The organism is Citricoccus zhacaiensis, assembly GCF_014645315.1.
GTDB classification, from domain to species: Bacteria; Actinomycetota; Actinomycetes; order Actinomycetales; family Micrococcaceae; genus Citricoccus; species Citricoccus zhacaiensis.
Genome location: NZ_BMLQ01000003.1, coordinates 305,596 through 329,043 on the forward strand (window position 1 = coordinate 305,596; position 23,448 = coordinate 329,043).

The window sequence follows — 23,448 nt, forward strand, 5'->3', positions numbered from 1 at the left end:
CTATTGATTCACCTGTACGCACTGTGTCCACGAAGTCGTGATCCAGGCCACCACACCAGGATGCCTGGCTTAACGCCATGGGGTTTCCATCATCCGGAAGAATCCTCGACTGGCGATCACTCCCGTTGTACGCTTCAGAAACGAATGAACCACTATGCGTACACGCGAGTCGCAGGGTGGACGAATGGCAAGACTGTTCGGAGGGCGGCTGTTGCGGCTCGACCCGAAGTGGTCCGTCGGAGGAAGGGGACAACCAGTGCAGCAGTCCATACACGAGCCGGCACGGGAGACACCTGTCATCGGGGAATACGACGTCGTCGTGGTCGGAGGGGGCCCGGCCGGGCTGATGGCTGCTGCGGCCAGTGCCCGTGAGGGCCGAACCACGGTGCTGATTGAGCGGTACGGATTCCTGGGCGGCGCCGGGACCATGGGTGGACTCAGCACCTTCTGCGGTCTCCATGCCCGGGTGCATGGCGAACACCGCCGGGTCGTCCGCGGGTACACGGATGAACTGTTGGACCGGCTGGACCAGATGGACGCCCTCAGCGAACCGCATCTGAGTGTGCAGAACCGGATCCAGGCCCAAGCTTTCGATATTTCCGCCTACAAGATCGCCGCCGACGATTTCCTCGCGGCCAGCGGAGTGACCCTGCTGTTCCACACCAGTGTGGTGGGCGCTGTCATGGACTCGGCGGAACGGATCGATGCGGTCTTGGTGGAATCGAAGTCCGGGCGGGGTGCGCTCCGGGGACAGGTTTTCATCGACGCATCCGGTGATGCCGACGTGGTGCGGTTCGCGGGCGCCCCCAGGGAAAAGTCCCCGGACCTGCTCTTCCCCTCCCTGATGTTCCGCATCAACGGCGTGGACCACCGGAAGGCCGGACGGGCCTGGGAAACCGTCGCCCAGATCATGGATGAGGCGGAAGTGCGTGGTGAGAGGACGTTCCCCCGCAAGAAGCCGATCGTCCGGCCTCAGCGCAATCCCCTGGAATGGCGGGCCAACCTCACACAGCTGTCCAACGAGGACGGCAGTGCGGTGGACGGCACGGACGTCTGGCAACTGAGCCGGGGGGAGTTGCAAGGACGTCAACAGGTCCGGGACGTCTTTGGCTTCATCCGCGACAACACCCCAGGCTTCGAGAATGCCTACGTGGTGGACATCGCCCCCCAGATCGGCATCCGGGAAACGTACCGGTCCGTGGGACGGTACCAGCTCAGCGAAGCCGACATCCTGGATTGTGTGGACTTCCCGGACGTGATCGGTGTCCAGGGGTGGCCGGTCGAGGCGCATGTCGAGGGGACAGTGGAGTTCCGATTCCCCACGGCCGGTTTCGACTCCCGTGGATTCAACCAATTGCCCTACAGGATGCTGGTTCCGCAGCAGGTGGAGAACCTGTTGACCGTGGGGCGATCGGCATCCATGACCCAATGGGGTCAGTCGTCCGCACGGGTGACGGGGCCCTGTTTCGTCATGGGGCAAGCAGCCGGTCTGGCCGCCCACCTGAGCCTCTCGGCGGGAACTGAGGTCGGCGAGGTCGACGTCCCTGCACTCCAACAACGGCTGGAGGCCACCGGTGCCTACTTGGGAACCGAGCTCGCTCCGGACCCCGTGGCCACTGTTTCCGTGGGCCACATGCCGTAGAACCACCACCACACCGCTGACACCACAATGATTCGGGCCCGCTACCGCGGACCCACCACGACAGACCCATCATTATAAGGAGTACACATGCCGATCCGGACTAAAGCAGCCGTTGTGCGTGACCAGCCGGGGAAGTTCGAGATTGCGGATGTCTTGTTGGACGAACCGCGCCAGGGGGAGATCCTGGTCAAAATGGTCGCCAGTGGGCTGTGCCACTCGGATTACCACCTGCTCTCGGGGGACAGTCAGGTCGGCATCCTCCCGATCGTCGGCGGACACGAGGGCACCGGGGTCGTGGAGCAGGTCGGACCAGATACGCCCGGATGGGCCGTGGGGGACAAGCTCGTGTTCTCCTTCATCGGCAGTTGCGGCAAGTGTCGGTGGTGCAGCGAAGGCATGACCAACCTGTGTGATCTGGGTGCCTTTCTTATGCAGGGGAGCCGCTTCCGCGATCCCGACACCTACCGGTTCTCCCTGCCGGACGGTTCTCCCGTAGGCCAGATGTGCGGTCTCGGGACCTTCGCCGAACGGACCGTGGTGGACGTCAACTCCGCGGTGAAGCTGCCGGCCGAGGCGCCGCTGGAAAAACTCTGGCTCCTGGGTTGCGGCGTCGGCACCGGGTGGGGCTCGGCCGTGTACCTGGCCGGTATCCGGCCCGGAGACGTCACTATCGTCATGGGAATTGGTGGTGTCGGCATCAATGCCGTCCAAGGGGCGGTCCATGCCGGGGCCACGAGCGTTGTCGCCGTCGATCCGATCGAGTTCAAGCGCGAGAAGGCCCTGGAGATGGGGGCGACACACGCCTTTGCCGACATTGGTGAGGCCGCGGATCTCGCCCGATCGATCACCAATGGGCAGGGGGCCGACCAAGCCATCCTGACGCCCGGTGTCCTGGCTGGGGAGCATATCGCCCAAGCGTTCGCGGCCGTGCGCAAGGCCGGCACGGTAGTGGTCACCGGCATCGCCCCGGCCTCTGAAGAGGTCATCCCCATCCAGCCGCTGGAACTGACGCGCTATCAGAAGCGGCTACAGGGATCGGTCTACGGAGGCAGCAACCCCCAAGCGGACATCCCGCGCCAGTATCAGATGTACCGCGCCGGGCAGCTGAAACTCGACGAACTCATCTCGCGGACCTACACGCTGGACGACATCAATGACGGATACGACGATTTGCTCGAAGGACTCAACATCCGCGGGGGAGTGATCTTCGGTGGCTGAACTCAGGACACGACCTGCGCACTCAGTGCGCTCGTGCTTCTTCTCAAACGGAGAATTCACGGCACCAAGCGGCACGGAAAACATCGTGGTGAGAAACCCAGCTGATGGGACAGAGGTGGGGCAGACCCCGCGTGGCGGCGAACGGGAGGTCGACCACGCCGTCTCCGCCGCGCGTCGATCATTCGACTCTGGCCCCTGGCCGAGGTTGTCGCCTGCTGAGCGTGGCGAGTGGCTGGACAAGCTTGCAGATGAACTGGAACGGCGTGGTGATGACATCGCTGCCATGATCACGGCCGAGATCGGGCAGCCAATCCGGGTGTCCACAGCGTGGGGCGGGAAAAGGCCGGTGGCGCACCTGCGTTACTACGCGCAAGTGGCGCGTGATCTGCAGAACGAGTTGGAGAGGCCCAACGCGGCCCGAAAGGGCACCTCCACCATTCGACGTGAGCCGTTGGGCGTAGCCGCGCTGATCGTGCCCTGGAATCATCCCTTCGCCTCGACCACACTCAAGCTTGGGCCCGCGTTGGCAGCGGGTTGCACAGTCGTCATCAAGCCCGCCGAGGAATCACCTCTGGACATCTACATCCTCGCGGAAGCCTGCTTGACGATCGGCCTGCCGGCTGGAGTGATTAACATAGTCCCCGGTGGTCGGGAAACCGGTCAGATCCTCGTAGCTCATCCGGGCATTGACAAGGTGGGTTTCACCGGGTCCACGGCAGCAGGCCGTTCCATCGCCAGCACCATGGGCGAGCGACTGCTCCCGGTGACGTTGGAGCTCGGAGGAAAATCAGCCGCGATAGTGCTGAAATCCGCCGATCTGGACATGACCATGGACAGCCTGCGGGTTGCCAGTTTCGAGAACACCGGTCAGACCTGCGCGAGCATGTCCAGGGTCCTCGTTCCGCAGTCACGCTATGCCGAAGTGCGCGACCGCCTGCTGGCGGAGATGTCCGGTCTGCGCGTCGGCGACCCGTGGGATCCGGAGACCGACCTAGGGCCCCTGGTATCGACGCGCATCAAAGATCGCGCCCTTGGACTGGTCCACCGTGCTGAAGAATCTGGTGTCACAGTGACCAGAACCCATCAAGATCTGCCCCGTACGGGATGCTTTGTCTCTCCGGTGCTGATTGAGAATGCCGCGATGGACAGTGAGATCGCCCAGACGGAAGTTTTCGGTCCTGTCGTCAGCCTCCATTCATATGGGTCTGTTGAAGAGGCCATCGATCTGGCCAATCAGTCCCAATATGGATTGGCATCTGCGATTTTCGGGGACTCTGCGAAAGCGGAGTCTGTGGCACGGCGCATCCAGGCCGGCACCGTGGGCATTAACGGATACAAGCCGGACCTCAATCACCCCTACGGGGGATACAAGGCGTCTGGAATGGGACGGGAATTTGCACTAGAGGCGGTAGAGGCCTACCAGAACACCAAGACTATCTGGCGCTAAGGCCGCGCGTCAGTGGTGTCGGCCTCCGGACAGATGTGGGTTGGCATAGCGGTACTGGGCAGCGATGCGATCAGCGGCCTCCTGGAGCACCGGGACGATCGTGTCGCGCATGGCGTTTTCACTTTCACGCACCGTGGTCGAGGACACCGAGATACCTCCGATGGCGACACCGTCGTGGATGATCGCGACGGCGGCCGCAATCATTCCGGGGTTCAACTCTTCTTGGGAGATGTCATAACCCTGTTCCCGAATGGACGCCAGCCGTTCACGCATCGCTGCGGCCGTTGTGATCGTGTGCGGCGTATGGACGTCGAAGGGACTGGAGGACAGGAATTCCTCGAGCGCCTCAGTCGAGAGGTGGGCCAATAGCACTTTGCCCGTTGCGGTGGCATGCGCGGGGAGCCGGGTCCCCACCCGAACGGAATGGGGCAGGGGCCGACGGTCCTCCAAGCGGGCCACATGCAGGACTTCCCCGCGGTCTAAGGTGCCCACACTGCAGGTCTCGCCCGTCCGCTCGACTACGTCGGACATGAAAGGGTAGGAGACCTCAGGCAGGGAAGCGGCGCCAAAGTATCCGACGCTGAGTTCCAGGATTCGAGGCGTGAGATTCCACAGTCCGTTCGCGGACTCCGCGTATCCCAGATGAGCGAAGGTCAGCAGGATTCGGCGCACGACTGGGCGAGAGAATCCCACCGTCTTGGCGATGGCCGCGACACTCAAAGCAGAATTTCGACCGTCGAAGGCTCTGAGCACTTCCACCCCGCGTTCGATGCTCTGGATTCGATCGCGGGAGTGAGAGTCGTCTTCCATGGTGGTGCCCCTCCCAGGCGTGTTGCTCGTGGAGTCACAGGACCGCCCTGGCTGCCACTTATGTCGATTGTACGCTCTGTGGTCATGCCAGTCGGAGCGTGGCTCCCCTGATTTGTTGCTCCAACAGGAATTGGTGGCCGTGGATCGTCGCCAGCTCAAACCTGATCGTGTCGATGCGGCAAAGCGATCCACAGGAAGGTCCGCCGCTAAATGTACGCATAGCGTCCTCATAATCCGAAGAATGTACAGAAATGTCTGGACACTTACTGTGAGATATGTCACGATTTGGGCAGTTCGTGATGATCTGAAGCGTTGGAGGCTTAGCCATGAAGAACAGGAACACGCGTCGAGGACTAGTCGGTTCCGCAACCCTGTTGGCGGCATCACTGGTGCTGGCGGGATGCGGAGGGGGCTCGGCCACGGAAGCGGGCGGCGCTGAGGCCGAGGGTGGAGTTCAAGCGGTGACGGCCGGGACCATCCCCGTTACAGACTCGGGTCCGATCTTCCTCTCGAAGGAACAGGGTATCTGGGAGGATCACGATCTGGACCTCACGATCGAAACAGCGAACTCCTCGCCGACCATCATCTCCGCCATCATGTCCGGCGACTACCAGATCGGCTACGGCGGCGTGACGTCCGTCTTCCAGGCGGTGGAGAATGGCATTGATCTTCAGATCATCGCCCCCGCCAGCGCTACGGCGGACGATCCGGACAACGGCATCAACGACATCCTCGTCCTGCCGGACAGCGAGTTCCAGACCGCGGCCGACCTGGAGGGCCATAAAGTGGCGGTCAACGCCCTCGGTGGCTACGTCCAGCTCCTAGCCATGATCGCCATCAAGGAAGAGGGCGGCAACCCGGACAATGTTGAGTGGGTTGAACTGCCTGTCCCGGATCAGCCAGCGGCACTGGAGAACGGCAACATCGACGCGTTCGTGGCCGGTGAGCCGTTTGGCACCTTGGGGCGCAAGGACGGGCTCAGGACTCTGGCCAATCCGCATGCATTACTGAGCGACGGCGCCGTGGTGGCCGGCGTCTGGTTCGCAAGCCGCGCGGAGGTCGAGGCCAATCCCGAGTACTACGGGAAGATCGTCGACGCCATCAACGAGGCCAATACATACGCAGGGGAGAATGACGAAGAATTGCGCGCGGCCATTGCGGACCTCACCGGCATTGACCCTGGTTTGGCCGCTGAAATCCGATTGGGCTCTTACGGGAAATACGACCTCAGCCCGGAAAACCTCCAGCCCCTCGCGGACGCGGCAGTGGAGTTCGGGGTCGTCCAGAACACCCCGGACCTGGAGGCGATGATCTGGAACCCGTGACTGCAATGGCCGGCACCTGTTCTCCGCCGTGGGGATGGGGCGGGACGGAAAGGATCTGACGATGACATCGCCCTCAACACCGGACATCCCCACCGTTTGGCCACCGCTGCGAAGCAACTTTCCCGTGGATTCGATGCGCTCCCTGGCCCGGCGGGCCGAATGGAAGCCCCTGGGGATCAACCCCGAGCACCTGGACCGGCCCAAGGTGGCCATCGTCAACACCTCGAACGACCTGGCGGCGTGCTTCGCCCACCTGGACGAGATCGTGGTGGTGCTCAAGGAGGAGTTGCGGAGCCTGGGTGTGCTTCCCCTGGAGATCCGTACCTCCGCGCCCTCGGACTTCATCACGAGTGTCGGCCAGGCCGGCCGGTACGTGCTCCCGGCGCGGGACCTGATCACCAACGACATCGAGGTGATGGTCGAGGGAGCCCAGCTGGACGGGATGATCTGCCTCAGTTCCTGTGACAAGACCACCCCGGCCCATCTGATGGCCGCCGGGCGGCTCAACGTGCCCACGGTGGTCATCCCCTGTGGCTACCAGCACTCCGGGCTGGCGGAGGACGGCGGCGCGGACATTGAGGAGGTGTTCCTCCAGGCCTCCTACCACTCCATCCGCGGAGGCGACCAGGCCGAGATGGAAGCGATGGCGGACGCCGCCATCCGCGGCCCGGGGGTCTGTGCTGGGCTGGCCACCGCCAACTCCATGCACATGATCGCCGAGGTGCTGGGCATGGCCGTCTCCGGCGCCGCCCCGGTCCGGGCGAACAGCGAGCGGATGTGGGACTCCGTCCGCCGCTCCGCCGCGGCGATGGCCCACGCCCTGCGGCACGACGTCCGCCCTCGTGACGTCATCACCGCGGACGCCGTTCATGATGCGGTCACCGTGATGCTCTCCGTCGGCGCCTCGGTGAACACCATCAAGCACCTGCAGGCCATCGCGGTCGAGGCGGGACTGGACATCGACGTCTGGGAGGCCTTCCGCACCCAGGGCCGCCGGGTGCCGCTGCTGGCCTCCATCCGCCCCAACGGCCCCCACCTGGTGGAGGACCTCGAGGACGCTGGCGGCGCGGCCACGATCCTCCGGGAACTGGCATCCTTGCTGTCCACCGACCGAATCACGGTGACGGGCCAGACGCTCGCCGAGCGCATCGGCGCTGCGGCACCGGCAGATGGCACGGTCATTCGCAGTCTGGGCGATCCGTACTCCACCCAGCCTTCGATCGTGGTGCTGCGTGGCAGCCTGGCTGCCACCGGGTCGGTCTCCAAGCGGCCCATCCCGGATCCGGGGCCCTACACCTTCACCGGCCCCGCGAGGATCTTCCACTCCCGGGAGGAGGGGATCGAGGCCGTCGCCGCGGGCAGGGTGCAGGCCGGCGACGTGGTGGTCCTGCGCGGCCTCGGCCTGGAGGGCGGCCCGGGGATGGGGTTCGTCTCCGGCCTCATCTTCGCACTCGAGGGCGCCGGTCTGGCCGGGAAGGTCGGATTCGTCACCGACGGCCAGTACTCCGGGCTGGCCAACTCCGGGGTCATGGTGGGGGAGGTCTCTCCCGAGGCCGCCACCGGCGGCGCCATCGGGCTGATCCAGGACGGAGATCCCATCGCGATCGATCTCCAGGCCGGCACCATCGACGTCCTGGTGGACCCGGCGGTGCTGCAGGCCCGGCCGCCCTTCCGGCACCCGGAGGATCGCCAGCCCGACGCCGGCCCAGTCGGCTACCTGGACCTGTACCGCAGCGCCGTCCAGCCCCTGGCCTGCGGCGCGGTGCTGTGTCCGCGCCCGGGAGCCGTGGGGGCTGCGGGCACCGCGGGCCAGGGGGCCTGCGCCGCGGACGCCGGCCGGCCGGCGTCGTGAGCTGTGCTCTGTTACCGCGAGCTCTCCCAGGAGGCGTCGAAGCGGCCGGTCCTCAGCGGCAGGATGGTCACCAGCGCCAGCGCGCCGAGGGCCAGGATGTACAGCGAGATCGGCCAGGAGGCGCCGAAGCTGGCATAGAGGCTGGTGGCGATCAGCGGGGCGAACCCGCCACCGACGATCGAGCCGATCTGGTAGGCCGTGGAGGCGCCCGAGTACCGGACGTTCGCGGGGAACAACTCGGCCACCAGGGCCGCCTGCGGGCCGGCCATGAGCGACTGGGCGATCAGGAGCACGGCGAACCCGAGCAGGATCAGCACCGGTTGCGCGGTGTCCACGAGCCAGAAGAACGGGAAGGCGCCCAGGACCACGAATGCCGCGCCGGCCACGAAGACGGACTTCTGCCGGAACCGGTCCGCCAGCATGGCCCCCAGCAGCACCGTGACCAGGTGGACCACCGCGCCGCCGACGATCAGCCAGAGCATGGTGGGCTGGGGCAGGCCCAGTGCCTCGGTGCCGTAGGAGAGCATGTACACGGAGTAGAGGTAGCCGATGGCAGGGGAGGCCGCGGAGGCCAGACCGGCCAGCAGGGTGGTCCAGCCGTGGTGACGCAGCAGCTCTCCGAGCGGGAAGCGGTGCACCTCGTCGTTCTCCTGCGTCTGCTGGAACACCGGGGAGTCCTCAACCTTGAACCGCAGGTAGAGGGCCACGATGATCAGCAGGGCGGAGACCAGGAACGGCACGCGCCATCCCCAGGCCTCGAAGGCCTCCGGAGCGAGGGTGGCCGTGACGAGGATGAAGACCAGGTTGGACACGATGATGCCGACCGGCAGGCCCATCTGCGGGAACGCGCCGAACAGGGCGCGCCGGTTCCGCGGGGCGTACTCGACCGCCATGAGGACCGCACCACCCCACTCGCCGCCCACGCCCAGGCCCTGGACGAAGCGCAGCACCACCAGCAGGATCGGCGCCCAGACGCCGATGGTCGCGAAGTTCGGCAGCAGGCCGATGCCCACGGTGGCGCCGCCCATCACCAGCATGGTGATCAGCAGCATCTTCTTGCGGCCGATCTGGTCGCCGAAGTGGCCGGCGAGCAGCCCGCCGATCGGCCGGGCGATGAACCCGACCGCGAAGGTGGCGAAGGCCGCGAGCGTCCCGGCGATCGGGTCCTCGCTCGGGAAGAACTGCGGTCCGAAGATCAGGGCTGCCGCCGAGCCGTAGATGAAGAAGTCGTACCACTCGATGGCGGTGCCCACGAAGCTGGCGCCGAGGACCTTGCGCTGTTCGGCGGGGGTGGGGGCTACCGCGCCGGCCGACGGCGTCGGGGAGTGGGGCGTCTCTGCGGCTGGAGCGACGGGGTGGTTCGAAGGCAAGGATCGAAACCTTTCTCGGATCTGGTCACGGGGGCATCGGTCGAGGTCGTCGTGCGGTGATCTGAAGCACATGTCACTATCCCCGTAGGGAGTTGGATTGTCAACAATTTTGTTGGCAGTTTCACGGGTTCGTGTCTACGCTGGGAGCAAGAGTGAGCCTTCAGCACCGGCGCACCGGCGCTGACATCCCTGAAAGGAACCCACCATGACCAGCAGTTCCCCCTCCGACCGTTCCGCCGGCCGCCTCCTGGTGGTCGGGGCCCATTCCGCTGACTTCGTCTGGCGTGCGGCCGGTGCCGTCGCCACGTTCGTGAAGGCCGGCGGCGAGGCCAAGGTCGTCGCCCTGACCTACGGTGAGCGCGGCGAGTCCGGAGTCCTGTGGCAGGAGGAGGGTCAGACCGAGGAGAACGTGAAGCGCATCCGCCACCAGGAGGCCGAGAAGGCCTCCCAGCATCTGGGTGCCTCCTTCGAGGCCTTCGATCTGGGTGACTACCCGCTGGTCAACGACCACTCAGACATCGAGCGGCTGGCCGACCTGATGCGCGAGTTCGCCCCGACCGTGGTGCTGACGCATCCGGACAAGGACCCCTTCAACCCGGACCATCCTGTCGCCTATGAGATGGTCCAGAAGGCCCGCCTGATGACCTCGGGGGCCGGCGTGGAGTCCGGGTTCAAGACCGCCCCGCCGAGCGAGTTCCTGGTCTTCGAGCCCCACCAGCCCGAGCTGTGCGGCTTCGTGCCGTCCGTCTTCGTGGACATCACCGCCGTCTTCGAGCAGAAGAAGGCCGCCATGGCCGAGATGAAGGCGCAGGTCTACCTGCAGTCCTACTACGCCGAGCGCGCCGAGCACCGCGGCAATCACGCCCGCAAGGTCACCGGGAACAAGGAGATCCGCCAGGCCGAGGCCTTCATGCGCCTGGTCCCGAACGTGGTGGACAGCCTGTGAGCGAGCTGTCCGAGGCGGAGCTGATCGAGCGCTTCGCCGCCCTGCCGGTGGCCAACGTCGGTGACGCCATGGACCGCCTCAACGTGGTCGATTCCGGCATCCAGTCCGTGTGGCCCTCCGCCGGTGCCAAGCTGGCCGGCCGCGCCGTCCCCGTGACGGTGGCCGGCGGGGACAACCTGGGCATCCACGAGACCATCCCCACCCTGCAGCCCGGAGACGTGCTCGTGGTCAACGGCCAGGCGGCCATCCACCGGGCGCTCATCGGAGAGCTCATCGCCGGCCGGGCCATGGCCCAGGGCTGCGTCGGCTTCGTGCTGGACGCCTGCGTCCGGGACGCGGTGGACCTCGAGCAGATGCGGTTCCCGGTCTTCGCCCGGGGCACGACGCCGGCCGGCCCCTACCGCAACGGGCCGTACGTTGGCGGGGTGGCGGCCGCCGTCGGGACCGTGGTGGTACATCCGGGCGACCTGGTGCTCGGGGACGACGACGGGGTCGCCATCGTTCCCCGCGGCCGCGCCGCCGAGATTCTGGCCAAGGCCGAGGCCAAGCACGCCGCGGAGACGAAGCAGCGCGCCGAGATCGGCTCCTGAGTCGAGCCGCCCTCACGTTGGGCCTGGAGCGATTCACGCTTTCGGCCGCCGAAAGCGTGAATCATTCCCGACTCAACCGGGGGTGGCCGTCAGGGGAGTGGGTCGGCGGTCTCCGTGACGAGCTCGAGCTCCTCGATCGCTGGCCAGGCCGTCAGGGAGTCGATCGCCTCATCCTGATCGACCTCGCTCTCGGGGCTGTACATCTCCTCCGCCAGCATGATCGCCAGGGACTCCAGCCGCCCTTCGTGGATTTGCAGCTCGACCTCGAACACGGCCTCACCGCGCTGGAAGCGGGCCTTCACCGGCCAGGTCTGCGTCCGCGGGGTGATCCGCGGGGTGTCCGGGTGGACCACCAGGAAGGCGTCCGTGCTGAACCCGGCGTCCTGCTGCCCTGCCGTGCCCTGCTGCTCCACCGTCTGCAGTTGGATCCGTAGAGCTTCGGTGCCCGGGACGCCGGGCACCAGCAGCGCGTCCAGGACGGCTGCGACGGCGGGGCCGACGGGGCCGTGGCCGCCGTCGTCGGTGGACTCATCCGCGCCCTGCTGCAGCACGCGCTGCAGGGCGCGGGCCTCCGCGCGGTCGGAGGCCCAGCCGGCTGCCACCATCGCCACCCCGATGCCGGCCATCCACCAGCGCGGGCGGCGCACCCCGCGCTCGGTGAGCCAGTCCGTGATGCGGGCGTCCAGTGCCCCGAGCGGTTCGGCCAGGCCGAGGGTGAGGCCGCCGGCGGCCAGCGCCGCCGAGCCGCGTCCGATGTCGCCCAAGGGAATGAACTCTCCCCGCGGCCCGTCGGTGTAGCGAGCGGGCATCCCCGCCGTGGCCCCGGCAGGCAGGGTGGCGGCGGTGTACGCGCCGGTGATTGCCGCCGTCGTGATCCGGTAGGCGGCCTGGGCGCCGGGCCCCAGATGCCGTGGCTCGACCAGCGTCAGTCCGCCGATGGCGGCGGCCGACGCCGCGGCGAACCATGGGGAGGCCGCGAGCGGCTGAGGTGGGGTGAACGCCTGGCCTGATAGGGGCGCGTAGGCGAACCAACCGAAGTTCTGGGGCATGATCCGAGCCTACGCGGCAGACAACTGCGGGTGGGTCAGGACTCCAGTCCCTCGTCCTGGTTCGGGGCGCCGTGCGGGTTGGCGGTGGCGTCCGCGTCCTCGACCACGGGGGTGCCGTGGGTGTGGAAGGTGGGGATGGTCTTCATGCCCCAGGCCTGGCCCTTGGCGCGCTCGCCCTGGGACCAGGGGATCGGCTTCCAGTCCGGGGCCAGGATCAGGCGGGAGCCCTGGTTGGCCAGCTCGATACGGTTGCCGCCCGGCTCCCACACGTAGAGGAAGAAGCCCTGCTGGATGGCGTGCTTGTAGGGGCCGTACTCGATGAAGATGCCGTTCTCCAGGAAAATATCAGCAGCTTTGAGGATGTCCTCGCGGGTGTCGGAGGCGAAGGCGAGGTGGTGCAGGCGGCCCGGGGTGCCCGTCCAGTCATCGGAGTACACCATGTCATAGGACTTCTGGCCGAAGGTGAACCAGTGGCCGCCCACGTCGCCGTCGTCGAGCTGGATGAACTCGGTGGTGTAGCCGCCCATCACGTTCTCGGTGAAGTCGCAGACGCCGGCCATGTCCGCGGTCAGGTAGTTGATGTGGTCCAGGCGGCGGGCGTTGGCGCCGAAACCGGGGAACTTGGCGGCCTGGTTCTTCAGGGCCGGCCGGTCTGTGTCATCGGCCTCGTACCACTCGGTGTCGAAGTAGACCTCCATCAGGTGCTGGTCCGGGTTGCGGTAGCGGAAGGTGCGGCCGCGGCCCATCTCGCCGTCCACCCAGCCCTCGCCCAACCCGGTCGCCTCGATGCGGGCCACCACGCGCTCGAGCGCCTCGGGGCTCTGGGCCCGCCAGGCCACGCGGCCCACGCCGGCGTGGGGCTTGGCGGTGAGCTTGATGGAGTAGGGCTCGTAGTCGTCCCAGCAGTGCAGGTAGGCGGATTCCTCGCCGTTCTCGGTGGTGCGGCCGACCTCGCGCATGGCCAGTAGATCCCGGAAGAACCCGAGGGACTCCTCAAACTTCGGGGTATACAGCTCGACGGTGGAGAGGTGGGCGATGTCGCGGATGCGTTCGGTCATGGACGGGCTCCTGTGGAGAAAAAACTGTGCGGATCGTGCTTCACGGATATTGAACAAGATTGTCAACAAAATCATAGACAGTTTGCGAGGCTATGGCTACGGTCATAGGTACTCGACTCGATTGTGATCCACCCCACACCTGATCCAGGAGTAGTCATGAAGTCATCCCGCTTGAGCTTGCTGTCCGCCCTTGCCGTCGCAGGACTCGCCCTGACCGCCTGTTCCTCCGGGTCCCCATCCGGGACGGGCGACGCTCCGGCCTCCGGATCCGACTCGGCGAGCGGTGAACTCACCCAGGTCACGGTCGGCCTCGTTCCGCTGGCCGCCTCGATCGCCGTCGAATACGGCATCCAGGAGGGCATCTTCGAGAAACACGGCCTCGACGTGGAGATCGCCCTCGCCAATGCCGGCGCCGCCATGCTGCCCGCTGTGTCCAACGGGCAGATGGACTTCGGAGTCGGCAACCCCTTGTCCGTCCTCACGGCCGTGGACCAGGGCCTGGACATGAAGATCGTGGCCGGATACTGCAACTCCGCGGACACGGGTGAGGACACCTCGGGAGTCGTCACGCGGGTGGACTCCGAGATCGAGGACTACGGAGACCTGGCCGGCAAGACCACGTCCATCAACGCCCTGCGGACCCTCGGAGACCTGACGCTCATGGACCTGGCCGAACAGGGCGGCTCCGACCCGGCGGACGTGAAGTTCGCGGAGATGCCGTTCCAGGACATGCCGGCGCAGCTCGAGCAGGGGAACACAGACGCCATCTGGATCCCGGAGCCGTTCCTGACCACCGCGCTCGAGGATCCGGACAACGAGCTGCTCGGCTACTCGTTCCGTGATTCGATCGAGGGCATGCCGACCATGGTCACGTTCACCTCGGGCACCTTCGCCGAGGAGAACCCGGAGACCGTGGAGCAGTTCCAGAAGGCCATCACCGAGGCGCTCGCCGCCACGGACGAGAACAATGATGAGGCCAAGAAGCTCCTGCCGGAGTTCATGAACCTCCCCGAGGACGTGGCCACGGCCCTCAAGCTCGACGAGCTTGGAGGAGAGGTCCGCGAGGACCAGATCCATGCCATCGGCGAGCTGGCCGTGAAGTACGGGTTCATCGACCAGGAACCCGACCTGGACGCCATGATCATCCAGTAGTCCCGAGCACTCTCCACCAGCGCAAATATGGAAGAATAAGGGGTCGTTCGAACGCCACCCGGGGCAGCGGGTGAGCGCGGGGCCGTTGAGGCCGTCAGCCGCCGCGTCCGGACCACAGTGAGTGTTAATACAGCCGAGCGCTACCCCGCCGTCGGGCGGCGGATGCCTCGGCGAACCACCGCCCAAGGACCCCACGTGAACTCTTCCGCACCTGCCCCTCAGCACACCCCCGCCCGTTTCGCCCCCACCGGCACCGGCCTCTATGCCATCTTCACGGCGGTCATGGCCGTAGTGCTGATCCTGTCCAACCTCGGAGCCTCCAAGGGCGTGACCTTCGGGCCCATCGTCACGGACGGCGGGTTCTTCCTCTTCCCGTTGGCCTACATCATCGGGGACGTGGTCTCCGAGGTCTACGGATTCAAGGCCTCCCGGCGCGCCATCGTCACCACGTTCGCCCTCTCGGTCTTCGCCGCGCTGTGCTTCTGGGTCATCATCGCCCTGCCTGGCGCCGAGTGGTACGACGGCCAGGATGCCCTCGTCCGTACCCTGGCGCCCGTGCCCCTGATCGTGCTCGCCTCCCTGCTCGGCTTCCTCGTCGGTCAGCTGGCCAACTCCTGGCTCATGGTCCGCCTCAAGCGCCGCTCCGGCGAGCGCCTGCTCTTCGGCCGGCTGGCAGCCTCCACCCTGGTCGGCGAGTTCCTGGACACCCTCGTGTTCTGCTCCATCGCGGCCGGCGTCATCGGTATCACGGACCTGCCGACGTTCCTCAACTACGTGCTGGTGGGCTTCGTGTTCAAGTCCGTTGTAGAGATCGTCCTGTCCCCGGTGACCATGTGGGTCATCGGCCGGGTCAAGAAGGCCGAGCCGGCCTACGCCGCGGTGCCCGGGGCCTAGGGGCCCGAGACTTCACGCGGCCTCGAACGCCGGGGAAACTGGACCGATGGCCCACCCGCAGATGTACGACGACGGCGACCTCCACTTCCAGCGCGTCCGCGCGTTGGCCCTGGCCCTCCCGGCGGCGGACATGAAGGTCTCCCACGGGCGGCCGACATCTCGTTCCTGGAGCAGGACCCACGGGCCTTCCGGCCGGCCTATCTGGGGCCCGCGGGCTGGTTCGGCATCGACCTGGACGGACTCGATCCGGCCCGGGACGAAGGATGGGATGAGGTCGCCGAGTGGCTCGAGACGAGTTACCGGCTCACCGCAGTGATGAAGTTGGTCAGGGAACTTCCTCGGCGGGATTGAGCGCAAGGGCGTCTCACCGCAACCCGCAAGGGCAGTGAGGGAGATTTCGCGGCCCCGTGCAGGGACGGAAACACCGCAGAAACGCCCGCTTCCTAGGTTGGGGGTATGCCCGCCCCCTCGCCCTTGGAGTGATGTCACATGTCCTATGTCAGCCCGCCAGACTTCGTGAAGCACATGGTGGACGCCGGTGAGTCCAAGGTCTTCATGTCCACCCGGGACACCCTGATCCGCTCGTTCATGGCCGGTGCCATCCTGGCCCTCGCGGCCGCGTTCGCCATCACCGTCACCGTGCAGACCGGCAACGCACTCGTGGGTGCATTGCTGTTCCCGGTCGGCTTCATCCTGATCTACCTGCTCGGATTCGACCTGCTCACCGGTGTCTTCACCCTGGTCCCGCTGGCGTGGATCGACAAGAGGCCCGGCGTGACCATCGGCGGCCTGCTGCGCAACTGGGGCCTGGTCTTCGTCGGCAACTTCGCCGGCGCCTTCCTCGTGGCCATCATGATGGTGGTGACCATGACCTACGGTTTCCAGACCCCGCCGAACGAGGTGGCCCAGCAGATCGGCTCCATCGGCGAGGGGAGAACTGTCGGCTACGCCGAATTCGGCGCCGGCGGCATGCTGACCCTCTTCATTCGCGGCGTGCTCTGCAACTGGATGGTCTCGACCGGCGTCGTCGCCGCCTTCCTGGCCAAGGACGTCGTCGGCAAGGCCCTGATCATGTGGATGCCGGTCATGCTCTTCTTCTACATGGGATTCGAGCACTCCATCGTCAATATGTTCCTCTTCCCGGCCGGACTCATGCTGGGCGGCGAATTCTCCATCATGGACTACCTCGTCTGGAACGAGATCCCGACCGTGCTCGGCAACCTCGTGGGCGGCCTCTCCTTCGTGGGCCTGACGCTCTACGCCACCCACTACCGCACGGCGGCCAAGCGTCAGCCGAAGCTGCCGACCCTGTCCGACCACGTCGTGAGCCGGTGACCATGGACCTGATCATGCCCAAGGCGCACGCTGCCGATCTCGTCAACGCCGCCCGCATCCGTGCTGGGCTCACCTGGGCGGACCTCGCCGGCGCCCTCGGCGCCGCCCCGGTGTGGACCACGGCCGCGCTGCTGGGACAGCACCCGATGACCGCGGCCCAGGCCGGCGTCGTGGTCGAGATGCTCGGTCTGGGCGACGACGTGGCCGAGAGCCTGCAGCAGCAGCCGAACCGGGGCAGCGACCCGGCCGTGATGAACGATCCCACGATCTACCGGCTGATGGAGGCCATGTCGGTCTACGGGCCGGCGCTGAAGGCGTTGATCCACGAGGAGTTCGGGGACGGGATCATGAGCGCCATCAATTTCAAGGTCAACCTCGACCGCCGTGCCGATCCGGATGGCGACCGCGTGGTCATCACCATGGACGGCAAGTTCCTGGACTACCGCTGGTGACCAGAATGCCCCGGCCGTCACAGACCGTCATCTGGGGCGGCCTGGGACGGCCGGGGCGGCACATCGGCACGGAACCGGGCGCAGATGACGCCAGGCCGCTGAACATGACCCGAGGCTTGGCGGCCGCGTGCTGACTGCCTAGGGTCGAAAACAGAATCACGAGATCCGGTGCTAAGCCCTGGCTGGCCGGACGGCAACCCTCTCACCGTAGTGGGGTGCTCCAGGTGATGATTCGGCCTCCGGGGACCACCGCGGGGCAAGTACGGCACCACCGTGAATGCGTGTCCCGGCCGCAGGGCCCCGATGACGCCGTGTTCCGGGCCAACGCCATTCCGGTGTGCCATGGCTGACGGGGACACCCATGACGGACACCACCCACCTCGAACACCGCACCGCGCCTTCCGGCTTGCCCACTTTCGAGGAGCTGCGGGCAGCCATCGGCCCCACCGGGCCGACGGACGCTCAGCTCACCGCGCACTTCGCCCCCGTCTTCGCGGTCATCGCGGCGGGATCGGCACAGCGCGAGCAGGATCACGAGCTGGCGTTCGCCGCTATTGAACATCTCCGCGGCGCGGGATTCACGCGGGTGCGGCTCAGCCGCGACCACGGGGGCATCGGGGCGAGCCTGCCGCAACTGGCCGATCTGCTGGTGGACCTCGCCGCCGCGGACTCCAACCTGCCTCAGGCGTTGCACGGGCACTTCATGTTCACGGAGCAGCACGAGAACGAGTCCCAGGGCGCGGTTTCCGAGTGGTGGCTGGCCGAAGTGGCGGCCGGGAAGATCTTCGGCAACGCCCTGGTGGAGTTGCCGCCGTCAGCAGGCCGGCGTCCCGTGCACTGGATCGACGCCGACCCGGACACCGTGCAGGCGGCTGCCGCCACGGGCACCACGGAGGTGGCCCGCTTGACCGGTGACAAGTTCTACTCCACCGGGGCGATCTTCGCCGATTACCTGCTGGTCTCCGCAGTCCGGCCCGGGCTCGAGGAGGACGGTCCGATCTTCGCGATCATCGATGCCCGTGATCCCGGGGTGCAGCGCATCGACGACTGGAACGGCTTCGGCCAGCGGCTCACCGCCTCCGGCACCACCACCCTGGACCACGTCCCCGTGCGGGCCCAGCGGACCCAGGAGTTCAACGTCCCCACGGGCGTGCTGGCCTACACCGTCCTGTGGATCGTGCTGGCGGCCACCCAGGCCGGGATCGGCGCCACCGCGCTGGCCGAGATCACCGCGTTCGTCCGCGGCCGGCGTCGTACCTACGACCACGCGACGGCGGAGACGCCGGCGGAGGACCCGCTGGTGCACCAGGTCATCGGTGCCGTGTCCGCCAAGGTGGGCTCGGCCCGGCACATCGTGCGGGGCGCCGCGGCCGTGGTGGAGGAGTCCTTCCTCCAGGTCCGGGGCCACACCGACCTGGAGGACCCCGTGGTGCTCCAGGCCCACGCCCGGGCCAACATCGCGCTGTCCGAGGCGACGCTCGTGGTGTCCGATCTGATCCTGGAGGCCACCAACCAGATCTTCGAGTCCGGCGGGGCCTCGGCCACGGATGCCAGCCGGCAGCTGCACCAGCACTGGCTCAACGCCCGGACGATCGCCAGCCACACCCCGTTGATCTACCGCACCCAGGCCGTGGGCGACTACCGGATCAACGGCGCCATCCCGCCCTTCCACTCCACGGCCCGCAACTCCGCCGCCGCGGAGGCCGCCACCCCAGCCACCACCGAAGGAGCATGATGACCACCACCACCGAGCGCGCCACCGCGCCCTCCACCGCCGCCTCCACCGGGTCTGAATCGTCCGGCCAGGCCTACCGGACCGTCCGCGAGCGGCTGGCCCCGGTGTTCGCCGCCATCGCGGACAGCGCCGCCGAACGGGAGGCCGAGCACATCATCGACCGCGGCGCCGTCCGGCGGCTGGCCGCGGCGGGATTCACCTCCCTGCGGGTGCCGGTGGAGTACGGCGGCGCCGGACTCTCCTTCGCAGAGCAGGCACAGCTGATCGTGGAGCTGGCGGCGGCGGACTCGAACCTCGTCCAGGCACTGCGTGCGCACCTCATCAACCAGGAGAACGTGCTGGGGCACCCGGACCCGGTGTTCCGGGACCGGTGGCTGCGCCGCCTCGGGGACGGGGCCGTGGTCGGCAACGCCGTCACGGAGATCAACAACGCTGTGGGGGAGGGGACCACCACGCTGGTCCGGGACGCCGAAGGCACCTGGCGGCTCAACGGCACGAAGTACTACTCCACCGGGACGCTCTACGCCGACTGGATCATCGTGGCGGCCGTGGAGGCCCAGGGTGAGGAGATCGCCGCCACGGTGTCCGTGAATGCCCCCGGGATCACGAGGCTGGACGACTGGGACGGCTTCGGGCAGCAACTCACCGCCTCCGGCACCACGGTATTCGAGAACACGCCGGTCGAGGCCGAGGAGGTCTACACCGGCGGCCTGGATGACGGCACCCGCGTCGCCACCGGCCAGGCCAGCTGGCAGTTCCTGCACCTCGCGGCGTTGACCGGCATCGCCGAGGCCATCGTGCGGGACGTCAGTGAGTACGTCCGCGGCCGGCGTCGTTCCTTCAGTCACGGGACAGCGGAGCTGCCGCGGGATGATGCCCAGGTGCTCCAGGTGGTCGGCGAGCTCTCCTCCGCCGCGTTCGCCGCGCGGGCCGCCTTCGAGTCCGTGGTCTCCGCGCTGGGCGGCGTCCTTGAGCGGGAGGCCGCCGGTGAGGACCTGCCGGAGGAGGACATCAACGTCCTCTACATCCGCGTCTACCAGGCCCAGCAGGTCATCGCGAAGAACGTCCTGGCCGCGGCCACGCACCTGTTCGAGGTGGGCGGCGCCTCGGCCCTGAGCCAGTCGAAGCGGCTGGACCGGCACTGGCGCAACGCCCGCGTGCTGGCCAACCACAACCCCCTGATCTACCGGTCCCGCCTCATCGGGGATTGGGAGGTCAACGCCACCCCGCCGGCCCGTTCCTACCGCATCGGCTCCGTGCCGAACGCCCAGTGAACCCGAACCCCGATCAGCATCCAGGAGACCCCATGAGCACAGCCAACCGCACCCCCTCCCACACCGCCCCGCGCCCCCTGCGCTTCAACGCGTTCGTCATGAACACCACCAGCCACATCCACCACGGCCAGTGGCGCCGAGAGGATGCCGGCCAGACCGAGTTCACGGACGTCAACACGTGGATCAACCTCGCGAAGACCCTGGAGGCGGCCAAGTTCGACGCGATGTTCTTCGCGGACGTGGTGGGCCACTATGGCGATGCCGACGCGGACTACTCCGTGTACGTCAACGAGGGCCTGCAGATCCCCTCCAACGATCCGACCGTGCTGCTCGGGGCGCTCGCCGTGGTCACCGAGCACATCGGGCTGGCCACCACCTCGAACGTGTTCCAGTCCCACCCGTTCCAGTTCGCCCGCCAGCTCTCCACCCTGGACCATATCTCCGGCGGCCGCATCGCGTGGAACATCGTCACGGGCACCCAGGACAACGGCTCGCGCAATTTCGGCCTGCCGCGGCTGACCGACCACGCCGAGCGCTACCGCTGGGCGGCGGAGTACATCGACGTCACCTACAAGCTGTGGGAGGGTTCCTGGGACGAGGACGCGGTGATCAAGGACCGCGCTGGTTCGCGCTACTCGGTTCCGGAGAAGGTGCACAAGATCCACCACGTGGGCGAGCGCTACTCGGTGGAGGGCCCGCACCTGCCCTCCCCGTCCCCGCAGCGCACGCCGGTGCTGTTCCAGGCCGGTTCCTCCGCCTCCGGCCGTGACTTCGCCGCCCGCAACGCCGAGGCCGTGTTCATCATCGCGACCACCCCGGATGTGGCCCGCCAGCAGATCGAGGACACCCGACGCCGCGCCGTTGAGGCAGGCCGGGCACCGGAGGACATCACGTTCTACCAGGGGCTCAGCTTCGTCATCGGGGACACCGAGGAGGAGGCTCAGCGGAAGCTGGAGGAGTACGAGCAGTACGCCTCCCTGGACGGGTACCTGGCCCATGCCGCCCTCGTGGATCCGGACGGCCGGGTCTATCCGCCCGAGACCCCGCTGAAGGACCTGGAGACGAACACCCAGAAGGGCTTCGCCGAGTGGGTCTCCAAGGCCATCACGGACCGCGAGCCCGTGGTGGCGGACATCGCCTGGCGTAGCCACCGCAACAGCCGCGTGGTGGGCACCCCGGAGCAGATCGCCGACCAGCTGGAGCAGTGGCAGGCGGCCGGCGTGGACGGCATCAACGTCATCAACTGGGTCATCCCCGGCTCCTTCGAGGAGTTCGCGGAGAAGGTCCTGCCGGTGCTGCGTGAACGTGGCCTGGCCCAGTCCGAGTACGCTCCGGGCACCCTGCGCCAGAAGCTCTTCGGCCGCGACCGGCTCCCCGAGACCCACCCGGCCGCCCAGTACCGCGGAGCCTTCGCCCGCCTGGAAGAGACCGTGCCCGCCGGCGCCTGACCCCCGCGCCTCCCGGCCACGAGAGCTGCCCAGCGGCCCGAAAGGAACCCCATGAACACCCCACCCTCCCCGAACGCGCCCGAAAACCGACCAGTCTCGGCTTGGCAGACGGCCACCACCACGGCCAGCAGCAGGGCACGACGCCGGCCGGGCGCCCTCACCGCCGGCATCGCCCTGGCCGTGGGGTCGGCCTTGGTCCTGTCCGCCTGCTCTTCCGGGACGGCGGGCCCGCAGGAGCAGGCAGCCTTGACCGGCTCCGCCACGGAGCCGGTCCAGGGCGGTGTCCTCGAGTACGGGCACCTCCAGGAGCCCAACTGCATCTTCGGCGGTTGGATCCAGGAGAACTTCACGGCCCGCCAGGTGCTGGACAACCTGGTCTCGGCCACGGAGGACGGCTCGGTGGTGCCGTGGATCGCCACCGACTGGGAGGTCTCCGAGGACCAGTTGGTCTGGACGCTGACGCTGCGGGATGACGTCCACTTCACGGACGGCACGCCGCTGGACGCGGAGGCCGTGGCCTACAACTTCGACTACTGGATGGACGGCGGCAACGGCACGGCCGCAGCTCATCTGGGCGGGTTCTACGACCACTCCGAGGTGGTGGATGCTGACACGGTGGAGATCCACCTCTCCGCCCCGTTCGCCCCGTTCCTGTCCACCCTCTCGCAGTCGTACTTCGGCCTGCAGTCACCGACGGCGCTGCAGACCCGGACGGTGGAGGAGAACTGCACCGAACCGATCGGCTCCGGCCCCTTCACGGTCAAGGACTGGAAGCGCGGCGAGTACATCGAGTTCGAGCGCAACGAGGACTACGACTGGGCCCCGGAGAACGCACGGCACCAGGGACCGGCCTACCTGGAGGGCATCCGGTGGAACATCGTCCCGGATGGCACCTCGCGCTACGGCTCCCTGCTGGCCGGAGAGATGGACGCGATCGGTGAGGTCCCTGCCGTCAACATCGCCGAGGCGCGCCAGCGGTATGACTTCACGCAGTACATCACCCCCGGCCGGCCCGTGGTCATCAACCTGAACACCGAACGCGGCATCTTCACCGACCAGGCCGTCCGCCAGGCGCTGAGCCACGCCACGGACCGCGAGGCGAACATCGAGTCGGCCTTCCTGGGCACCGTCCCGTTCGAGCCCAGTGGCTACCTCTCCCAGTCCACGCCCGGCTATGACGCGGACGCGGCCCAGCAGTACCCCTTCGACTTGGAGAAGGCGAACGAGCTGTTGGACGGGGCCGGGTGGACCGGTCGCGCTGAGGACGGTACCCGGATCAAGGACGGGCAGCGGCTGCAGGTGAAGATCGTCTACGGCCTGAACACCATCGTCACGCCGGACGGCAACACCGCCATCCAGAACTTCCAGGAACAGGCCCGGGCCGCCGGATTCGACATCGAGCTGCGACCACTCACCCCCTCCGAGAACTTCTCCGGCGCCTACTCCACTCCGGACAGCTATGACGGCAGCGTCGGGTACTGGACCAGTCCGCACGCCGGGATCCTCAACATCAACTACCGGCCCTCCACCGAGGAGGCGCCCAACGGGGCCAACACCACGTTCCTGGACAACGAAGAGGTGTTCACCACCATCCAACAGGCCCTGCAGGCACCCACGGACGCGGAGGTCACCGCGACGTTCTCCGAGGCCCAGTATCAGCTCAGCGAGCTGGCCCCCGCGATCGGCCTGTATACGCAGACCAACACCCTGGCGGTCTCAGACCGGGTCAGCGGCCTGTGGCTCGAGCCCGCCCAGGGTGGGCCGATCTTCCACGACGCCCACTTCACCTCGGAGGAGGCCCGGGACTCATCCCAGGGCTTCTCCGCAGCGAACGCAGAGAACGAAGGCTGA

Annotated in this window: 19 protein-coding genes and 1 riboswitch; of the genes, 15 read left to right on the plus strand and 4 right to left on the minus strand. The window is 67.2% G+C overall.

Annotated elements, in window-relative coordinates:
• Positions 1–184: 184 nt before the first annotated feature.
• From IEX49_RS06970 to IEX49_RS06980, 3 genes are all read left to right on the plus strand, one after another.
• A complete protein-coding gene (locus IEX49_RS06970; RefSeq protein WP_188805441.1) occupies positions 185–1,642 on the plus strand; it encodes an FAD-dependent oxidoreductase in 1,458 nt (485 codons plus the stop codon).
• Between the two features lie 87 nt (positions 1,643–1,729).
• Positions 1,730–2,860: an NDMA-dependent alcohol dehydrogenase gene (locus IEX49_RS06975; RefSeq protein WP_229672346.1), complete on the plus strand. Its 1,131-nt coding sequence runs from the start codon at positions 1,730–1,732 to the stop codon at positions 2,858–2,860.
• Positions 2,853–4,307 (plus strand): aldehyde dehydrogenase family protein, encoded by a 1,455-nt coding sequence (locus IEX49_RS06980; protein WP_188805442.1) that lies wholly within the window; start codon positions 2,853–2,855, stop codon positions 4,305–4,307. The genes IEX49_RS06975 and IEX49_RS06980 overlap by 8 nt, the downstream gene beginning before the upstream one ends.
• Before the next feature lie 9 nt (positions 4,308–4,316).
• On the opposite strand, the gene IEX49_RS06985 is transcribed toward IEX49_RS06980, so the two are convergent.
• A complete protein-coding gene (locus IEX49_RS06985) occupies positions 4,317–5,117 on the minus strand; it encodes an IclR family transcriptional regulator domain-containing protein (RefSeq protein WP_188805443.1) in 801 nt (266 codons plus the stop codon).
• Between the two features lie 461 nt (positions 5,118–5,578).
• On the opposite strand from IEX49_RS06985, the gene IEX49_RS06990 reads away from it, so the two are divergent.
• Both IEX49_RS06990 and IEX49_RS06995 read left to right on the plus strand, forming a co-directional pair.
• On the plus strand, positions 5,579–6,442 hold the full coding sequence (locus IEX49_RS06990; RefSeq protein WP_188805444.1) for an ABC transporter substrate-binding protein: 864 nt from the start codon (positions 5,579–5,581) through the stop codon (positions 6,440–6,442).
• Between the two features lie 133 nt (positions 6,443–6,575).
• On the plus strand, positions 6,576–8,294 hold the full coding sequence (locus tag IEX49_RS06995) for a dihydroxy-acid dehydratase domain-containing protein (RefSeq protein ID WP_188805545.1): 1,719 nt from the start codon (positions 6,576–6,578) through the stop codon (positions 8,292–8,294).
• Positions 8,295–8,305: 11 nt separating this feature from the next.
• Here IEX49_RS06995 and IEX49_RS07000 read toward each other — a convergent pair whose 3' ends face one another.
• The gene (locus tag IEX49_RS07000; protein ID WP_229672348.1) at positions 8,306–9,664 is read right to left on the minus strand and encodes an MFS transporter; all 1,359 of its coding nucleotides are present in this window, start codon (positions 9,662–9,664) and stop codon (positions 8,306–8,308) included.
• 205 nt (positions 9,665–9,869) lie between these two features.
• On the opposite strand from IEX49_RS07000, the gene IEX49_RS07005 reads away from it, so the two are divergent.
• Together IEX49_RS07005 and IEX49_RS07010 are read left to right on the plus strand one after the other, a co-directional pair.
• The gene (locus tag IEX49_RS07005) at positions 9,870–10,610 is read left to right on the plus strand and encodes a PIG-L deacetylase family protein (protein ID WP_188805446.1); all 741 of its coding nucleotides are present in this window, start codon (positions 9,870–9,872) and stop codon (positions 10,608–10,610) included.
• A complete protein-coding gene (locus IEX49_RS07010) occupies positions 10,607–11,200 on the plus strand; it encodes an RraA family protein (RefSeq protein WP_308421925.1) in 594 nt (197 codons plus the stop codon). Before IEX49_RS07005 ends, IEX49_RS07010 begins: the two co-directional genes overlap by 4 nt.
• Positions 11,201–11,289: 89 nt before the next feature.
• Here IEX49_RS07010 and IEX49_RS07015 read toward each other — a convergent pair whose 3' ends face one another.
• Both IEX49_RS07015 and IEX49_RS07020 read right to left on the minus strand, forming a co-directional pair.
• Positions 11,290–12,249 carry a hypothetical protein gene (locus IEX49_RS07015; RefSeq protein ID WP_188805447.1) on the minus strand — a complete coding sequence of 320 codons (960 nt, stop codon included), beginning with the start codon at positions 12,247–12,249 and terminating at the stop codon, positions 11,290–11,292.
• A gap of 35 nt (positions 12,250–12,284) precedes the next feature.
• Complete coding sequence (locus IEX49_RS07020; protein ID WP_188805448.1) at positions 12,285–13,307, minus strand: VOC family protein; 1,023 nt, start codon at positions 13,305–13,307, stop codon at positions 12,285–12,287.
• 156 nt (positions 13,308–13,463) lie between these two features.
• Here IEX49_RS07020 and IEX49_RS07025 point away from each other — a divergent pair, with 156 nt between their 5' ends.
• The 8 genes from IEX49_RS07025 to IEX49_RS07060 all read left to right on the plus strand — a co-directional run bounded on the left by IEX49_RS07025 (position 13,464) and on the right by IEX49_RS07060 (position 23,448).
• Positions 13,464–14,459 carry an ABC transporter substrate-binding protein gene (locus IEX49_RS07025; protein ID WP_188805449.1) on the plus strand — a complete coding sequence of 332 codons (996 nt, stop codon included), beginning with the start codon at positions 13,464–13,466 and terminating at the stop codon, positions 14,457–14,459.
• A gap of 162 nt (positions 14,460–14,621) precedes the next feature.
• Positions 14,622–15,353 (plus strand): queuosine precursor transporter, encoded by a 732-nt coding sequence (locus IEX49_RS07030; RefSeq protein ID WP_373286697.1) that lies wholly within the window; start codon positions 14,622–14,624, stop codon positions 15,351–15,353.
• Positions 15,354–15,842: 489 nt separating this feature from the next.
• Positions 15,843–16,688, plus strand: coding sequence for a formate/nitrite transporter family protein (locus tag IEX49_RS07035; RefSeq protein ID WP_188805451.1), 846 nt, complete (start codon positions 15,843–15,845; stop codon positions 16,686–16,688).
• A 2-nt stretch (positions 16,689–16,690) separates the two neighbouring features.
• Positions 16,691–17,140, plus strand: coding sequence for a cyanase (gene cynS / locus IEX49_RS07040; protein ID WP_188805452.1), 450 nt, complete (start codon positions 16,691–16,693; stop codon positions 17,138–17,140).
• Between the two features lie 154 nt (positions 17,141–17,294).
• Positions 17,295–17,409: riboswitch (SAM riboswitch) on the plus strand.
• A 92-nt stretch (positions 17,410–17,501) separates the two neighbouring features.
• The gene (locus IEX49_RS17010; RefSeq protein WP_188805453.1) at positions 17,502–18,875 is read left to right on the plus strand and encodes an acyl-CoA dehydrogenase family protein; all 1,374 of its coding nucleotides are present in this window, start codon (positions 17,502–17,504) and stop codon (positions 18,873–18,875) included.
• Entirely contained in the window at positions 18,875–20,149 is a 1,275-nt protein-coding gene (locus IEX49_RS07050) for an acyl-CoA dehydrogenase family protein (protein ID WP_188805454.1), read from the plus strand. The genes IEX49_RS17010 and IEX49_RS07050 overlap by 1 nt, the downstream gene beginning before the upstream one ends.
• A 32-nt stretch (positions 20,150–20,181) precedes the next feature.
• Positions 20,182–21,597, plus strand: coding sequence for an LLM class flavin-dependent oxidoreductase (locus IEX49_RS07055; protein ID WP_188805455.1), 1,416 nt, complete (start codon positions 20,182–20,184; stop codon positions 21,595–21,597).
• A gap of 51 nt (positions 21,598–21,648) precedes the next feature.
• Positions 21,649–23,448 (plus strand): ABC transporter substrate-binding protein, encoded by a 1,800-nt coding sequence (locus tag IEX49_RS07060; protein ID WP_188805456.1) that lies wholly within the window; start codon positions 21,649–21,651, stop codon positions 23,446–23,448.

Coding starts and splice junctions, on each gene's coding strand:
- IEX49_RS06970 (WP_188805441.1), top strand. CDS start 185: ATGGCAAGACTGTTCGGAGGGCGGCTGTTGCGGCTCGACCCGAAGTGG.
- IEX49_RS06975 (WP_229672346.1), top strand. CDS start 1,730: ATGCCGATCCGGACTAAAGCAGCCGTTGTGCGTGACCAGCCGGGGAAG.
- IEX49_RS06985 (WP_188805443.1), bottom strand. CDS start 5,117: ATGGAAGACGACTCTCACTCCCGCGATCGAATCCAGAGCATCGAACGC.
- IEX49_RS06995 (WP_188805545.1), top strand. CDS start 6,576: ATGCGCTCCCTGGCCCGGCGGGCCGAATGGAAGCCCCTGGGGATCAAC.
- IEX49_RS07005 (WP_188805446.1), top strand. CDS start 9,870: ATGACCAGCAGTTCCCCCTCCGACCGTTCCGCCGGCCGCCTCCTGGTG.
- IEX49_RS07015 (WP_188805447.1), bottom strand. CDS start 12,249: ATGCCCCAGAACTTCGGTTGGTTCGCCTACGCGCCCCTATCAGGCCAG.
- IEX49_RS07020 (WP_188805448.1), bottom strand. CDS start 13,307: ATGACCGAACGCATCCGCGACATCGCCCACCTCTCCACCGTCGAGCTG.
- IEX49_RS07025 (WP_188805449.1), top strand. CDS start 13,464: ATGAAGTCATCCCGCTTGAGCTTGCTGTCCGCCCTTGCCGTCGCAGGA.
- IEX49_RS07030 (WP_373286697.1), top strand. CDS start 14,622: ATGCCTCGGCGAACCACCGCCCAAGGACCCCACGTGAACTCTTCCGCA.
- IEX49_RS07035 (WP_188805451.1), top strand. CDS start 15,843: ATGTCCTATGTCAGCCCGCCAGACTTCGTGAAGCACATGGTGGACGCC.
- cynS (WP_188805452.1), top strand. CDS start 16,691: ATGGACCTGATCATGCCCAAGGCGCACGCTGCCGATCTCGTCAACGCC.
- IEX49_RS17010 (WP_188805453.1), top strand. CDS start 17,502: ATGACGGACACCACCCACCTCGAACACCGCACCGCGCCTTCCGGCTTG.
- IEX49_RS07050 (WP_188805454.1), top strand. CDS start 18,875: ATGACCACCACCACCGAGCGCGCCACCGCGCCCTCCACCGCCGCCTCC.
- IEX49_RS07055 (WP_188805455.1), top strand. CDS start 20,182: ATGAGCACAGCCAACCGCACCCCCTCCCACACCGCCCCGCGCCCCCTG.
- IEX49_RS07060 (WP_188805456.1), top strand. CDS start 21,649: ATGAACACCCCACCCTCCCCGAACGCGCCCGAAAACCGACCAGTCTCG.